General features: G+C 45.6%; 10 protein-coding genes. 4 read left to right on the top strand and 6 right to left on the bottom strand.

The window, feature by feature from the left end:
- The first annotated feature begins 388 nt into the window (after positions 1 to 388).
- Positions 389 to 1,960: a BCCT family transporter gene (locus BCT11_RS02110; protein WP_038871767.1), complete on the top strand. Its 1,572-nt coding sequence runs from the start codon at positions 389 to 391 to the stop codon at positions 1,958 to 1,960.
- A gap of 228 nt (positions 1,961 to 2,188) precedes the next feature.
- Positions 2,189 to 4,072 carry a methyl-accepting chemotaxis protein gene (locus tag BCT11_RS02105; RefSeq protein WP_102386959.1) on the top strand — a complete coding sequence of 628 codons (1,884 nt, stop codon included), beginning with the start codon at positions 2,189 to 2,191 and terminating at the stop codon, positions 4,070 to 4,072.
- Positions 4,073 to 4,149: 77 nt separating this feature from the next.
- Here BCT11_RS02105 and BCT11_RS02100 read toward each other — a convergent pair whose 3' ends face one another.
- Both BCT11_RS02100 and BCT11_RS02095 read right to left on the bottom strand, forming a co-directional pair.
- On the bottom strand, positions 4,150 to 4,869 hold the full coding sequence (locus BCT11_RS02100) for a 3'-5' exonuclease (RefSeq protein ID WP_081634795.1): 720 nt from the start codon (positions 4,867 to 4,869) through the stop codon (positions 4,150 to 4,152).
- Between the two features lie 8 nt (positions 4,870 to 4,877).
- Positions 4,878 to 6,767 carry a DUF294 nucleotidyltransferase-like domain-containing protein gene (locus BCT11_RS02095; protein WP_042602704.1) on the bottom strand — a complete coding sequence of 630 codons (1,890 nt, stop codon included), beginning with the start codon at positions 6,765 to 6,767 and terminating at the stop codon, positions 4,878 to 4,880.
- Between the two features lie 228 nt (positions 6,768 to 6,995).
- Between BCT11_RS02095 and BCT11_RS02090 the strand changes: the two genes are divergently transcribed.
- Positions 6,996 to 7,637: an outer membrane beta-barrel protein gene (locus tag BCT11_RS02090; RefSeq protein ID WP_198593897.1), complete on the top strand. Its 642-nt coding sequence runs from the start codon at positions 6,996 to 6,998 to the stop codon at positions 7,635 to 7,637.
- A gap of 121 nt (positions 7,638 to 7,758) precedes the next feature.
- Here the strand turns inward: BCT11_RS02090 and BCT11_RS02085 are convergent, their stop codons facing one another.
- The 4 genes from BCT11_RS02085 to BCT11_RS02070 form a co-directional block, all read right to left on the bottom strand.
- Positions 7,759 to 8,949: an amino acid aminotransferase gene (locus BCT11_RS02085; RefSeq protein WP_045407207.1), complete on the bottom strand. Its 1,191-nt coding sequence runs from the start codon at positions 8,947 to 8,949 to the stop codon at positions 7,759 to 7,761.
- 181 nt (positions 8,950 to 9,130) lie between these two features.
- On the bottom strand, positions 9,131 to 10,597 hold the full coding sequence (locus BCT11_RS02080) for an HD domain-containing phosphohydrolase (RefSeq protein WP_102387023.1): 1,467 nt from the start codon (positions 10,595 to 10,597) through the stop codon (positions 9,131 to 9,133).
- A 535-nt stretch (positions 10,598 to 11,132) separates the two neighbouring features.
- The gene (locus BCT11_RS02075) at positions 11,133 to 12,854 is read right to left on the bottom strand and encodes a solute:sodium symporter family transporter (RefSeq protein WP_102386957.1); all 1,722 of its coding nucleotides are present in this window, start codon (positions 12,852 to 12,854) and stop codon (positions 11,133 to 11,135) included.
- A gap of 133 nt (positions 12,855 to 12,987) precedes the next feature.
- The gene (locus tag BCT11_RS02070) at positions 12,988 to 15,090 is read right to left on the bottom strand and encodes an alpha-galactosidase (RefSeq protein ID WP_102386956.1); all 2,103 of its coding nucleotides are present in this window, start codon (positions 15,088 to 15,090) and stop codon (positions 12,988 to 12,990) included.
- Between the two features lie 232 nt (positions 15,091 to 15,322).
- Between BCT11_RS02070 and BCT11_RS02065 the strand changes: the two genes are divergently transcribed.
- Positions 15,323 to 16,384 (top strand): LacI family DNA-binding transcriptional regulator, encoded by a 1,062-nt coding sequence (locus BCT11_RS02065; protein ID WP_102386955.1) that lies wholly within the window; start codon positions 15,323 to 15,325, stop codon positions 16,382 to 16,384.
- Positions 16,385 to 16,437 lie beyond the last annotated feature (53 nt).

Below are 16,437 nucleotides of genomic sequence, written 5' to 3'. Positions count from 1 at the left end.
ATCCAGTCATTAAGGGATCATGTAACGACGCGACACTAACTCAAAAGCGTTGCTAATAAAAGGGGTTAGTCAGGGATCGCGACACCATTTTTCAATTATTTGCCTTGGCTCTCCTTATTAAATTTATGGTTTTTTGCGGGTAAAAAAGGATGACCTAGAATTATTATAGTAAGAAATGTTTGTGGTCTAATTATTGCTGTGGTTGTTTTCGCTTTTTTTGGTGGATTTTTCTGATTGAAAAGTAAGTTATTGGATTTTTTATCAGCAAAAGATAGACAAAAACGCCTCAAATGGTAGGATCTTCCACTTTCATGGAAAATAAAATGTATCGTGTTCGAAAGGTTTTTTGGCGCTGCGTCGAAAAACTAGAATGCAAAAGAGAGGAACAATGACAAAAGGTATAGATAAGTACAGTATCGACAGTACCGACTATACGGTTGGTCAAGACAACGTGCAAAAATGGGGTTTTGACGTACATAATCCTGTTTTTGGTATCAGTGCGGGTTTCATTGCACTATTTCTTATTGCTGCATTAGTTCTTGATGCACATACCGCAAAAACAGCGTTAGATGGCATTAAGCTGAAAATCATCAGCTCATTTGACTGGCTGTTCATCCTTTCCGGTAACATCTTCGTTATCTTCTGTTTGGTATTGATTGTTTCACCAATGGGTAAGATTCGCCTTGGTGGTAAAGATGCCGTTGCCGATTACTCTTTCATATCATGGCTTTCTATGCTGTTCGCTGCAGGTATGGGTATCGGCTTGATGTTCTGGAGTGTTGCTGAGCCAGTGGCTTACTTCACCGGTTGGTATGAGACACCGTTGGGTGTTGAAGCGAATACACCAGAGGCGGCTAAGTTAGCACTAGGTGCGACCATGTTCCACTGGGGTCTACACCCTTGGGCAATTTACGGTGTGGTTGCGCTTTCACTCGCCTTCTTTACCTATAACAAAGGTTTGCCGCTATCAATGCGTTCGATCTTCTACCCGTTATTGGGTGATCGCGCTTGGGGTTGGGCTGGTCATATTGTTGATATCCTAGCGGTACTAGCAACTCTATTTGGTCTTGCGACGTCTTTGGGTTTAGGTGCACAACAAGCAGCAAGTGGTATTCACCACGTGTTTGGTGTTGAGCCTGGGCTTGGCTTGCAGATTGTTGTCATTACTGTTGTGACTTTACTCGCTGTTGTATCCGTTATTCGCGGTATTGACGGTGGTGTGAAAGTCATTAGTAACATCAACATGGTTATTGCCTTTTTACTTCTTATCCTTGTTGGTTTAATTGGTTGGGCTGTGAGCCTTGGTTCTATTCCGACGACATTTATGTCGTATGTAGAGAACCTAATTCCGCTGAGTAATCCGTTTGGTCGTACTGATGAAGCATGGTTCCAAGGCTGGACTGTATTCTACTGGGCTTGGTGGATTTCATGGTCACCATTTGTTGGTATGTTCATCGCGCGAGTTTCTCGCGGCCGTACAGTTCGTGAGTTCATCACGGCGGTACTGATTGTCCCTACAGCGGTAACACTAATTTGGATGTCAGTATTCGGTGGTCTAGCTATCGATCAAGTGATCAACAATGTGGGTGAGCTAGGTGCAAACGGTCTAACTGACGTTTCATTAGCGATGTTCCAAATGTTTGATGTTCTGCCATTTGGTAACATCCTATCTATCATTGCGGTTGTTCTGGTATTGGTATTCTTTATTACCTCTTCAGACTCTGGTTCTTTAGTTATCGACAGCATTACCGCTGGTGGTAAAGTGGATGCGCCAGTTCTACAACGTGTATTCTGGGCATTTATGGAAGGTGCAATTGCGGTTGCACTACTGTGGATCGGTGGCTCAGAAGCGGTTCAAGCACTGCAAGCTGGTGCTATCTCAACTGCGCTTCCATTCACATTCGTATTGCTTGCTATGTGTGTCAGTTTATTGATGGGCATGAGAACAGAACGACAATAATTGATAAAATTTATAAATATCTCTTAGATATTAATGAGTTAAAAAGCCAGCGTAATGCTGGCTTTTTTTGTGCGATTTTTCTGACGCTTGCCAAAAAAATGGCGAATCAAATTCTTTATTTTACAACAGGTTATCGTATTAAATTTGTGAACAATCTTCGTGATTACTTTGTCAGAAATGTGTAAGATTCAGCCTCCTTAACTGTTCTCCCAACTTCTTATAATAATTATGAAATTATCATTAAAACAAAAGCTAATTGGCGCAAGCCTCTCTGCTGTTGTAGTGATGGCAACAGCATTAACTTGGTTGTCGGCTGGTCAATTGTTTGATCAGACGCGTTCAGGTGTCTATTCACGAGCACAAAGCCTAAGTAACGCAGCATCAGAAGGTATTTCTGACTGGGTTGCGATTCGCAAAGACATTGCGACGGCTTTCAACGATTACTCAACTGAGCAAGACGTTGTGCCTTTCCTACAACAAGCACGCAAAGCGGGGGGCTTTGACGATATCTTCCTAGGTACTCCGGAAGGTGGTATGTACCGTTCTCATCCAGAACGCAACCGTGCCGATTACGATCCTCGTACTCGCCCTTGGTACACTGAAGCGAAATCAGCGGGTAAGCAGATCATCACTGAAGCGTATCAGGATGCGATCACTAACGCTCTACTGGTGACCATTGCCGAACCGGTAATGAAGAACGGTAAGTTCATTGGTGTAGTGGGTGCTGACGTTCTGATTGATCAGTTGATCAATGACGTGATCAGCTTGGACGCGGGTGAAAATGCGCATGCCATGTTGATCGACATGAACGACGGTACTTTCCTTGCGCACCCGAACAAGAGCTTGACGCTTAAGCCAATTACGGACCTTTCTAACCAATTTTCAAAAGATTCGATTGAGCGTGCAGCCAATACAAGTTCGATTGAGACAACAACGATCAAAGGTCAAGAGAAGCTTTACTACTTCAGCAAAGTGCCAGGTACAAACTGGATGTTCGCGATTGAAATGGATCGTGCAACTGAAGAGGCGAGCCATGCACAATTACTACGCGAAATGCTGATTACAGCTGTTCTCATCACCATCGTAGTGATTGCAGCGGTGTCTTGGTTAGTCGGCTTCTTGTTCCGCGATCTTGGCCGTGTATCGCAGGCGCTTGAAGAGATTGCTTCTGGTGAAGGTGACTTAACACAACGTCTTGAACCACGTAGCGATGATGAAGTTGGTAAACTTGCCGAAAACTTTAACCGCTTTGTGGGCAACATGCATACTATGGTGACCAAGCTTAGTCACGTTTCTGCATCGTTGTCAGAGCAAGCTCGTACGACCGCTCAGCAGGCTGAGGAGCGTAGCCAACGTATTTCTTACCAGCAAGACGAAATCAACATGGTTGCGACTGCGGTAAATGAAATGGCTGCGGCGACACAAGAGATTGCAGGCAATGCTGACAATACTGCATCAAGCTCAGAAGAAGCGGTGCAAGCGTGTGTTCATGGTTCAGGTCAAGTGACTCAAACTCAAGGCTCTATCCAGAACCTTGCACAAGAAGTCCAAGTGGCGACGAACGTGATTCAAGAGCTTGAGGCGCACGGTAATGCAATCAATACGATTCTTTCCACGATCCAAGGTATTGCAGAGCAAACCAACTTACTTGCGTTGAACGCTGCGATTGAAGCGGCGCGCGCGGGTGAGCAAGGTCGTGGTTTTGCGGTGGTTGCTGATGAGGTTCGTGTTCTGAGTCAACGTACTCACGCGTCTACTCAAGAGATTCAAGAAACGATTGAGATGTTGCAAGGTACGACAGCAAAAGCTGTAGGTATTATGGATGACAGTCGTCGTCTTGCTGACACCAGCGTGGATGATGCGAACTCAGCAGCGGTGAGCCTCACTCAGATTCACACTGCAGTAGAACGCATTAGCGACATGGCAACACAAATTGCGTCTGCTGCTGAAGAGCAAGCGTCCGTAACAACAGAAATTACGCGCAACACAGAAGGCATCCGCGATGTCTCTAACGAACTGTCTGTTGAAGCGCATCAGGCCGCAGAGCAAGCCGCGCACCTATCTGAGCTTTCTCATGAGCTAGAACAAGAGATCAATCGCTTTAAACTGTAAGTGATTTGAGCATTAAAAAGGAGCCGATTGGCTCCTTTTTTGTTTATCAGCGGAAAGTATTCTCGATTCGCTATGACCTACAGCCAAAGACTACTGATAGGTTGCTCTTCGCTGTAGTGATGGGCAATTTGGGCTTGAAGTAGTTCTGCTGTGGCGATTGCATCCGTTAACGCATGATGAGGTGTATAATCCGGCAGACCATAACGGCGACGAGATTGAGCTAAGCGCAATGACTTCGGCTTATTCCCTTTTAACTTGTTCCAAAGGCCGCCAGAGAGGCGCTGTTGAATGTCCTCTTCAATTTGCAGCGTATCCAATACAGGGAACTCGATGCCTTCCTTAATGCGCGCTCGCAGCGCTTGGTCGAGGAATTCGCGCTCAATACGACGATAGTGAACGACAACAATTTTGCCCGCTAAGCTTTCCAATAATGGTCCGAGGATCTCTCCTAAGTCGGGTGCGTCTATCAGCTCACTGTGTGTAATGCCGTGAATGATGACTGATTCTTCATCGAGCTTTTCTTGCGGTCTTACTTTCCAGTGCTTTGCTTGGCGAAGGAAAATGCGATTAAGATTAAACGGCACCAAACCAATGGTGATAATGCCGTTCTTTTGCGGATTCAACCCAGTAGTCTCAAAGTCCAAGGCGACAAACTCTACCTCAGATAATGGTGTTTCTGGCGCAGGCAGTGCGGTGCTATAGAAAGCGACCAGACGTTCATCCTTCGCGCTTTCTAATTTGCTTTGAAACTTGGTTGGCCATTGGACAAAAGGTTTTTGAAACAGCTTCTTTATCATTCCGTGTCTCACTTAAACTTATTGCTTGCCTGATAACGGAACTTGAGGAAGTTCTGACCATTACTCAAGATTTGGAAAGCATCCTTAAGATTACGTCGTTCAAAATCCGATAAGTTCTCTGGTTCGATGTTGTTATCCGGCTCAATACCGAGTTCAACATCGATGGCTTGGTGACGGATGCGAACCATAGAGATGAACTCCATTGCGTCCTTCAAGTCCTGCGCACGTCCTTTCGGTAAGATGCCCGCGTCAATGATGTCATCCAAACGCTCAAAAGAGTTTTGAGCTCGAGAACCTACCGCCAAAGAGTGAACACGAATCAAATCCACCAATGGTGCCGTACCACGACGCTTTAAGTTGATCGAGTTTTTGTGTTGACCATCTTTTTCCATCACGAAGTCTTTGAAGAATCCAAGTGGAGGCGTTCGATTTAAGGCGTTGCGAGCTAAGCAAGCGAGGAAGCGGTTATTCTTACGCGCGCGACGAACGATAAAGCTGGTCAGTTGTTCTGCCCATTTTAAGCGGCCATAAACGCCATCTAAGTCAAAGAAAATAGACGCATTCAGTAGCGCTTTCGGGTTAGGGTCATCAATCCAGTCTGCAAAGCACTCTTCCCATTGCGAGCGAGTCATACGCCATTCAGGGTTGGTTGCCATAATGTCGCCGGTACAATACTTGTAACCACATACGTTCAAACCGTCACTGACATATTGCGCCAGCGCTTCAAAATACTTGCCGTGCTTGTCTTCTTTGTATGTATCATCAAGGATGATGGCATTGTCTTGGTCTGTGACCAACAACTGCTCATCTCGACCCATTGAGCCCAGTGCTAGGAAGCAATAGGGAATGGGTGGTGGGCCTAATTCTTCTTCTGCCATCTCAAGCAAGCGCTGCTTGAAGCTGCGCCCGATCACTGACATCGCACTGCCAACCATGTGAGAGTTTGCGTCTTCATTTACTAAACGTACAAAGCTGCTTTTCACTTCGTCGGCAACGATCGCTAAATCTTCGATGGTTTGTTGCTGGAAAATACTGCTCACCAACAACAGAGAGTTTTGAGATTCGTAACGAACGATATCGGTGGCTTCAATAATGCCAATTGGCATCTGGTCTTTCACGACAGGTAAATGATGCACGTTATAGCGCAGCATGGTTAGCATGGCTTCATACACATAGGCGTTGTGATCGAGGGAAATAACTTCTGTCGTCATCACCGTTGAAACGTCATCTTGAGGCGACAAACCTTCGGCCAAAACACGGGTACACAAATCGCGGTCAGTAATAATACCAACGACAGGCGATTGCGGGTCATCTTCATCAAGAACAAATTCAGGGTCGACAATCAACAACGAAGAGACATTGTCTTGCGCCATAAGCTGTGCGGCTTCTTGAATGGTTTGGCCTCGCTCAATGGTCGGCGCATCGCGCGTCAGCAGTGTTTTTACTTTCGATGTCGTCAGATCATTCGCGTCATTATTTTCAGACACGGCTTGGCGTAGTCTTGCACTGTTTTCAACTTCGACAAAGTCGGCAAACGAGTCAAAGTTATCGTAAAGCTCTTGGAAAATGTCTTGCGGAATGCAGTAGAGCAGGGAGTCTTCGATTGCCTTTACTGGAAAGCGAACTTTGTTGTTAGTAAGAAGGCCCATTTGACCGAAAAGATCACCTTCATCGAGGCGGTTGTAGAGCTCACCTTTGCGTCGATAGACTTCAACTACGCCACTTCTTACCATATATAGGTCGTCAATTTGGTCTCCTAAATGGATGATAGGGGTGTCCTGACGGTAGTAAGAGATCTCGATGTTCTCTGTCACTTTGATGAGCGTTTCTTCCGGAAGCTCGTTGAATGGGGGATACTTGGCGAGAAAGTTATATATCTCGAGAAGTTCTGCTTCCATTAAGGTGCCTTTTGGTTTGCAAGTGATAGAGTAATCTTAACTTAGTTTTAAAACAGAATCTTATCGGATCACTGTTTTTCGTGCGCAATGATAAGATTCAGACAAGTCGCACGGCAAAGCGCCATCAATTCGGCTACGCTGTCATCAAGATGCCGAATTAAATCAATAAACTGTAGTCGAACTAGAGAGCATAAGTACTTTTGGATGACACTCATGGAAGGAAGTAAAATGGTAAGATTGTTATTAGCTGCACCTCTTGTAGCATTACCTATAATGAGCGTTGCCTCAGAGGCAGAACAAGCCGCAAAATTTGGGTATGAACACATTAACCTCGACCTCGGCGCGGGTACGACCAACGAAGAATGGTTAGATAACTCGAATGCCACCACCGTAGGATTGGGTGGTAACTATCTGCTGACCGATAACTGGTTGTTTAATGTGGATTACTCCGCACAGTTTTTCCACCCAGACGACTTCACTTTGCGCATTGACCGTTTAATGTTTGGTGGTGGATACCGTTATGGTATTAACGAAAAACTGGATGTGTATGGCGTTTATGGGCTCGGTGCCATAAAAGCTAAGGCAACCGATGATAAGAGTGACAATACGATTTCATCAGAAAACGAGTTTATCCAAGGCGTGACGATTGGTGCTAACTACCTGTTCAGTGAAAAATTAATGGGTACGGCTGAAGTGCATTTAAATCGAAGTGATATCGTTGATGAGAACAACTACAAGATTGCTTTCAATTATCAGTGGCATGATGTGATTGGTACAGGTTTGTACTATCAGTTCCGAGATACGGATTATCAAAATCAGAGCTCTGATCATATTAACGAAGTGGGCATCAGCTTTAAGTTCGTTTATTAGAGCAATGGTTGAATTACATCATCGGCTTGTGACGGTGCTGTTTGAAATGAAACACACAAAAACAAAAAGGTCAGCATGTGCTGACCTTTTCTGATTGTGCTTTCTATTAGCTAAAGCGGAGTTATAGAACTGCCGCAATGCCTTTACATAGAGGACCCATGTTTGACTTCGTCATGCCTGCTACGCTGATACGACCAGAGCCAACAATGTAGATTGCAAACTCTTCCTTCAGGCGGTTTACCTGTTCTTTAGATAGACCAGAGAATGAGAACATACCGTTTTGGCGCTCGATGAAGCTGAAGTCAGCGTCTACACCTTCAGCTTTCAGAGTTGCAACGAATAGCTCACGCATCTCTTGGATACGGTCACGCATTTCTGCTACTTCAGCTTCCCACTCTGCGCGTAATTCTGCATCGCCTAGAATGTGAGTCACAACTGCACTGCCGTGCGCTGGTGGGTTAGAGTAGATAGAACGGATGATAGCTTTCACTTGCGAGAATGCGGTTGTTGCTACTTCTTCTGATTCAGCAACTAGAGTGAATGCACCTACACGCTCGTTGTATAGGCCGAAATTCTTAGAAAAAGAGCTCGCCACTAGGATTTCTTTGTTGTACTTCGCGAAAATACGAAGACCTTCTGCATCTTCTTCGACACCTTTCGCAAAACCTTGGTATGCAAAGTCAAATAGAGGCAGTAGTTTCTTGTCTGCCACTAGCTTCGCCAGAGCTTCCCACTCTTCAGCCGTTGGATCGATACCAGTAGGGTTGTGGCAGCAGCCATGCAGAAGCACAACATCGCCTTCCGATGCAGCTTGAAGATCTGTCAGCATCGCATCAAAGTCTTTGTCTTTCGTTTCTGCGTTGTAGTAGCTGTATTGTGCCGTTTCAATGCCTGCAGCAGTGAACACGCCGTTGTGGTTTGCCCAAGTTGGGTTGCTGATCCAGATCTTCACTTCGCCAAGCTGACGTTTAATAAACTCGCCGGCAACGCGCAGAGCGCCCGTACCACCAGGTGCTTGAGCTGTTTTAGCTCGCTTGCTCGTAACGATTTCTGCGTCTGCACCAAATAGCAGTTTTTGTACTGCCAGACCATATTCTGCTGTACCTTCGATTGTTAGGTAAGATTTGGTTTTTTCAGTTTCAATCAGTGCTGCTTCGGCTTTCTTTACGGTAGCAAGAACAGGGGTTTCACCTTGTTCGTTCTTGTAAATACCAACGCCTAGGTTGATTTTTTCAGCGCGAGTATCTTTTTTAAACTCTTCAGTAAGTCCAAGAATAGGGTCGGCCGGAGCGGCAACTACTTTTTCAAACATAATCTTCATCCATGTTAATCGAAGGGGTCTGCTGACATTTATACCTTTCAGCAATATTCGTTACAACAGTTAGTGAAAAGAAAACTTAAAAAAGTTTTGATTTGAAACAGAATTCTAACATAAGCAAAGATTTTGCTATGAAAACCCCTCTTAACTGTGGAGTTAAGAGGGGGATAATTCGCTAAGCGGCGAGATCTTGAGCATCTTGATATTGATGTGCGATATGCTGAAACTGTGCTTCTACAGCAAGGAAAGCGTCGACAACTTGCGGGTCAAAATGTTTGCCATTTCCTTCAAGAATGATTGATTTTGCCTTGTCATGACTGAACGCTGGCTTGTATACACGCTTTGATATAAGTGCATCATAAACATCTGCGAGTGCCATCAATCGGCCAGAGAGGGGAATGCTTTCACCCGAGAGTTGATTTGGATAACCACTTCCATCCCACTTTTCATGGTGTGTCAGCGCGATCTCTTTCGCAACTCGCAAAAATGAGCTACTTTCTAGCTGTTTTTCTGCAATTGACAACGCTTCGGCACCAATTTCAGCATGACCCTTCATGATCTCAAATTCTTCGTCGGTCAATTTACCCGGTTTGAGTAACACACTATCAGGCACGCCGACTTTACCCACATCGTGAAGCGGGGCCGATTTATACAACAGTTCAATGTAATTGGGAGTCAGTAACATGCGATGTTGTTCAAACTGACTTAAGTGTTCTGCCAGCACTTTGACGTATTCCTGCGTTCGCATGATATGAGCACCAGTTTCGTTATCGCGAGACTCTGCCAAGGCGGACAGGCTGACAATGGCAACATCACGCGTCGTTTTCACCTCGTCTTGCGAAACTTGCAAGCTGTCTAGCATTTGGTTGGTGAGGCAGGCCATTGAGCCTAGCTCATCATGTTGGAAGACCGGGAGGCGTTGAGCCACCTTACCTTGAGTGACTTCCAATAATGCTTGTTCTTGGCTAAACAAAATCTTCTGCATCAAGCGAGTCCATAACACCATGATGGCAATAACGTATCCCCCTACAACCAACGCGATATACACCAGTTCCTTGATAAAACTGATCTTGCCTAAACCATTGCTGATTTGTTCTGGGTTTTGCTCTAACCAATAAATGTCTTTTACTGCGACCATGGTTAAGATTGCGGTGAGAGTGATCAGTAACGCAATCATCATCCCGATCATCTGTTTGACCATAGACTGGCGTTGCCCTGAGAGGACAAAATCGAATTGGTTTTGCTGGCGCAAGTCATTAAATTGAGCCAATTTGCTTTGCAGTTGAAGGATAGAGCCTGTCAGGAAGCCAAACAATCCCATGCCAAATAGGACCTTTACATTGCTATCGAAAGTAAAGTCATACTGGAGGTTGTAATAAGCCGCGAAAGGGATGCTAACCGCAGTAAATAAAATCGTATCCAGCTTCGCTTGGCGGTTTTGTGCAATTAACGGGTGTGTTGCGAGAATAAAGTGACGCACTAAATAGATGAAGGTAAACACCACGGCGCAGTGCAAAATGACTTCGTAAACGCTGAGCGTACTGAGCATGGGGCAGACGCGTCCGCCATAGGTGCCAAAAAAGAATGCAGCGGCTAAATAAAGTTGCAATGTTAGCGGTGCGTTGTAGTTAGTATTCGCCATGATTAACCTTTCTAGGAACATCTTCAGCATCACTATTTTCACTCTTGGTTGCGCTTCTAGAGAGGAACTTGGTTATGTTATTGATGCTGTTGATTGATCTGTCACTTGTAAAATCAAAGACCTGCGATTCTAGCGATAGATTTCATTAAGCGCTATAAGGATAGGGAAAGGGAAAGGGAAAGGGAAATAGGGTGCATCTTTAACTTGAAAGTAAAACCGCACTTCGACTTGCCTTACAGGGACACTCATTAATGTGAACAGAGCGGCGAATAGATGATTGCATGAATATCGAGATTTCTAGGTTTTATAAGGTCTGATGATGTATTTGCATAATTTATTTAAAGTTTCGTTCTAATTATCTTGCTCTATGTATTTGTTCTTCCTGTGTTGCGTTTACCTCGAAAAATCCGAAAGGTTAAAAGTGCCTTTAGGAGACATTTCTTTCCTCAAAAGCTCTTTGTTGATGACGAAGTTTCGGTAGAAAACAAAAATCGGAGCCAGCGCTCCGATTTTTATGTGCGCAATCTAAGTCGACTTAAGGCATGTACATGTCATTGAGCTTTGACACTTCTTTGTGCTTTCTACGTTTGATGAAGTAGTTAGAAACCACACCGAACATCAAGACCAGACCACAGAAGCCGTACACTTGCATGATAGTCTGATCGCTTGAGACAAAACCGAAGTCTGAGAACATTACGTAAGCGCCCAATACCATGTAGATGATGACCGCTGATGCTTCAAAGCGGAATGACCACGGTGTGACATCGATGTTCTCATTTACTGGCATTACGTAGTCTGTATCACGCGGCATAAAGTAACCAATCGCAAACATCAGAGCAGTACACACGACGAATAGAATTGCTAATTGGTGTAGGAAGTGAATTGGTGTACCAAAGACCAATTGCATCGCAGCGTAGGAGCTAACAAACACGACCAAAGCAACTTTAGCGGCAATAGCAGGAACGCGTTTTGAAATGTAGCCCACAAACACGATAGTGAAGATAGGCACACTAAAGAAACCCGCAACCATTTGTAGGTATTGGAACAAGCCTTCCGGTGCGTACATGATGAAAGGGGCAATACAGACCGAAATGATCGCAATGATAACGCCGAAGATACGACCTTTACCGACCAACTCTTCATCCGATTTGTCTTTGCCAAATAGTGGTTTGTAAACGTTCAAGGCAAACAAGGTGGTTGAGCTGTTCAATACGCCGTTAAAGGTACTTAGGATAGCGCCGAACATGACCGCAACGAAGAAACCAACAAGCGGCTTAGGTAATACTTCGTTCACCAAGCGTGTGTACATCGTATCTGGGTTGCCCGCATCTGCGCCAAACATATGGAACGCAATGATGCCCGGAATGATTAGGAAAAGTGGAGAGATAACTTTAATCGCACCCGCCAGAATCACGCCTTTCTGACCTTCTTTGAGGTTTTTCGCGCCAAGTGCACGTTGGATAATAGATTGGTCAGTACCCCAGTAGTACAAGTTCACCAACAATAGACCTGTGAACAGGGTAGAGAAAGGCAGTGGGTCGGTCTCTTTACCTACGGATTGCAGCTTTTCCGGTGCGGTAGTCAGCAATACGTCTAAACCTTCCATAAAGTTACCGCCGCCTAATGCCATTAGACCAAATACTGGGATCATCAAACCGCCGGTGATCAAGCCTACGCCGTTGATCGTGTCTGCAATTACCACGGCTTTTAGACCGCCGTAAATCGCGTAAAAGAAACCCAGCAAACCAATAGTGGCAGAAATCAGGGCGATAGAGCTGAACTCTGAAATGCCCAGTAAACCTTGCACATCAAAGATTTCGCCCAGTACCACTGCGCCAGCGTAAAGAGTGGTAGGTAGAATGTTGATGACGTATTGGCACAAGAACAACAGGGTAACGAACTTCTTCACCGACATGTCGTAACGGCTTTCTAAGAAGTCTGGAATGGTGGTGATGCCTTGCTTGAGGTAGCGAGGAACAAGCAGCAGCGCAATGATAACCAGTGTAACGCCAGAGGCCACTTCCCAGCCCATCACACTCATGTTGTGGGTGTAGGATTGTGCACTCATGCCAACAAAGCTGGTGGCACTCAGGTTGGTCAGAATCAAGGAGCTGGCAATGAGCCCGCCTGTTAAGCTTCGTCCACCAAGGAAGAAACCGTCTTGAGAGGTGTTTTTATCGTTTTTAACTTTGCTGTAAGTGAACACCACAACAAAGCCTGTAAACAGCAAGAACGAAAGTAATACTGTAATAGACATTTTGTTTCCTTAACAAGTTAAGCAATTAAGTTTTGCTTGTTAGTTGTAGGGTGCCCCTCTAGCGCGTATAGGAGTGTTTTATCAGGAACAACGCGAAGTTGAAACCCGGTCGCTAGAGGGCACAGGTAGAGGTTTACATTTTCTTAAGATGAACAATGAGCGCCGATTCTGGATCGAGAATCGGAAGCGTCACCCCAATTTCCTTTAAGTTATCGCCACTTAGCGTCAGGGTTTTGTCTAGCCATTGCGGACGTTGCTTCATCAACTGGAAGCTGGTTTTTGGCATTTCAACAATATTAACTTCGTAACGGGCGTTTTCATCCGCACAACTGACGCGAAGTGGAGATGGCAGCGCATGATTTGGCATTGCCAACTGACACACCGTAATCAGCATTTCTTGTCCGTTCTCAACGCCATAGATGTTCTGGTTTTGATCGGCAGGATCGATGCGGAAAGTACGTCCAGAATGAAGCAAATCGCGATACTGTTTGTGCAGTTGAATGTAATGAGCAAACGCTTGTTTTTCTTCAGCGCTTTCTTTTACTGGATCGAGCTCCACACCCATGTGACCACTTAACGCCGTCACTCCACGCATGTTGATCGCATGGCGACGATTGGTTGAGTGACACTCTGCAGGACCAATGTGAGCACCCATGACTTCAGGCGGGAAGAAGTAGCTCATACCACGTTGAATCGCTTGACGTTCCAGCGCATCGTTACAATCAGAAGCCCAGAAACGGTGAGTGCGTTTAAGGATCTCAAAATCAATACGGCCACCACCCGAAGAGCAAGACTCAATTTCAACCGCCGGATGCGCAGCTTGAAGCTCGTCTAGCAAGCGGTAAAGCGCTTTCGTTTGGCCATGCACAGCGGGTTTACCTTGATGCCCTGGCTGAACCAATTCACGGTTCATGTCCCATTTCAGGTAGCCGATGTTGTAACGAGTCAGTAAGTCATTCAAACGCTCAAACAGGTAGTTGAAGCAATCTTGGTTTTGCAAATCCAACACGTATTGCCAGCGGCCTGAAGGTTGGTGGTAGCCTTGCAGACTTAATACCCAATCTGGGTGCTGGCGATAGAGATTTGAGTCTTGGCTGACCATCTCTGGCTCTACCCAAAGACCAAACTCCATGCCTTTGTTGTTTACGTGCTCGATGACAGGCTCAAGACCATTCGGGTACTTCGTTTCATCCAAGTACCAGTCACCAAGCGCTGCACGTTCGCCATCACGACCAATGAACCAACCATCGTCAATGATGAAGCGCTCGACACCCATCTCAGCCGTTTCTGTTGCCATCTGCATGATGTATTCAGGCTTGTGATCGAAGTAGATGCCTTCCCACGTGTTTAAGTGAACAGGGCGAGGTCTGTTGTTTGGAAATTGGATAATATTGGCACGAACAAACTCGTGGAATCGCTCTGATATTCCATTCAACCCCGAGTTACTGTATGTCGCGTAAAGCCATGGTGATTGGTAGGCTTCACCGCTTTGTAGACGCTTTTCACCAGACAGTAGCAGTTCACTAGCTTGAACAAAGCGACGACCGTCACTGCGAACATCGGCACGCAGTTGGTGGTTACCACTCCAACCAAGATGGAAGCCCCAAACTTGCCCCAATTGTTCACTAAAGCCATTAGTGCCCGCGAACAAACCTGGGAAGTTCTCGTGAGAGGTGCGACCGCGACGGTTTTCTTGCATAAAGCCACCATGCTCAAAGCTCAGACGCTGAGTTTGAAACTCATGACACCAGCGACCGTGGAACGTCATCAGCTCGTTTGTATGGTTAGGAAGTGGCAGGGTAGAGGAGAGCTTACCCAAGCAATACTCACCGGCAGTCGTGTTTTTTACGGTGATGCGTTTTTGTACCACATCACTGTTAAAGTCCAGTTGTAGCTCAATCAATAATTCAAGACCAGCGATGTCATCTTGCAGAGTAAATGTCGCGCTGTTGTCATCGTGCTCTATGGATGTGGTTGTGAACACGGGAGCCCAGTCTTCGCCATTGCGATGTCCCTCAATCCCAGGCGCATTAAAGTGACCACTACCAAGCTCAGGACAGAGTGATAAGGGTACGTCAACATCAAGGCGAGCCTGCGAGATAGGACGTTCGGTTGAGAGCATTAAATCGGGATCGATTTGAGCGATCTTTGCGCCCCAATGAAGGATTTCAGGAACACGATCCACTTTAATGATCATGCTGTGATTCTTGGATTTTAAGTGAACAATTTTTTGCATGTTGTTTCTCTGTTTTCGCAAACATTTAATCTAAAAATAATCATGCGCCTGTTTGGTTTTATTTCGATTAAATAGCCGTTTAAATGTGACTTTGAACAGGCTTTAGAACGTGGTTTTGTGTGCTAGATCTACTGTTTTCGGGAACATTTTTTCATGTTTTTTACGACATTGTTCACGAGAACATTCGAATGAATTTGGTAGAGTAAACAGCAAATCAGAATAGGAGAACGCAGTGGCAGTTACGTTTAAAGATGTTGCACGGTTAGCTGGAGTTTCGACACAAACCGTGTCGCGTGTAACCAACGGCGCGGATAACGTCGCAGAAGAAACACGAAAGCGAGTTAACGACGCAATCAAAAAGCTTGGATACGTGCCGAACAAAGGGGCACAAATGTTGAGCCGAGCGAAGTCGCGGATCATCGGTATTGTCTCTTTGGATATCTCACTGCATGGTGTGGCTCTTATTGCTAATGGCGTTCGCAACCAAGCGCACGAGATGGATTACGCGACGGCGCTGGCAGTGTTAGGTGACAACTCCATTGAGGAATTCCGTAGTGCAATCCGAGAGCTCATTGCCCAGCAAGTTGATGCCATTATCATCAACGCCCCGGTAACCAGAGAGATGGCAGAAAACCTTGTGGAGCAGTTCAGTCAGCTCACGCTGGTTTTTATTGATGTACCCGAGGGGACGCCCGTCAATTCTCTCAGTTGTGACCATAAAGCTGGGGCAAATTTAGCGATCTCTCACTTGATCGAACATAAGCGCGAATCCTTCGTGTGTATTTCTGGCCCCAAGGCATCTACGGCTTCTCAGATTCGTTACCAAGAATGGCAATCACAGATTCAGCAACATGAATTGGTGCAAGCGGCATACTATGAGGGAGATTGGCAAGCAGCCAGTGGCTACAACGCTATTAAAGACGCCGTGTTAAAAGGTGTGCCTTTTGATGCTGTATTGGTGGCGAATGATCAGATGGCGCTTGGCGTGTTATGCGCGCTTTCGGAGGCGGGTATTAATGTACCTAAAACCGTCTCTGTGGTTGGGTTCGATGGCATTCAAGACAGCCAGTTTTTCTCACCCCCTCTGACAACGATTAAGCAAGATTTCAATGAACTTGGACGTAGGGCGGTCAAGTTAGTACTGAGTCAGATGGAAAAAGGGCAAGGCGTTGTGTCAAAAGTATTGCCAATCAGCTTGGTTGAACGACAAAGCACATCAGCAAAGGCGGACACGCTTTATGACAAGCAAGAAATACTGACGCACTTAGAGAACATACGTCGTCTATTACCTTAGTTGAACTGTTAATGATTTTTGCCGCGGTTACAAAAAAATGTATGGTCCGCCCC

The organism is Vibrio sp. 10N.222.52.B12, from assembly GCF_002875385.1.
GTDB lineage: Bacteria > Pseudomonadota > Gammaproteobacteria > Enterobacterales > Vibrionaceae > Vibrio > Vibrio jasicida.
The sequence above is the reverse complement of the archived record's forward strand: the minus strand, read 5'-3'. Positions and strand labels throughout refer to the sequence as shown.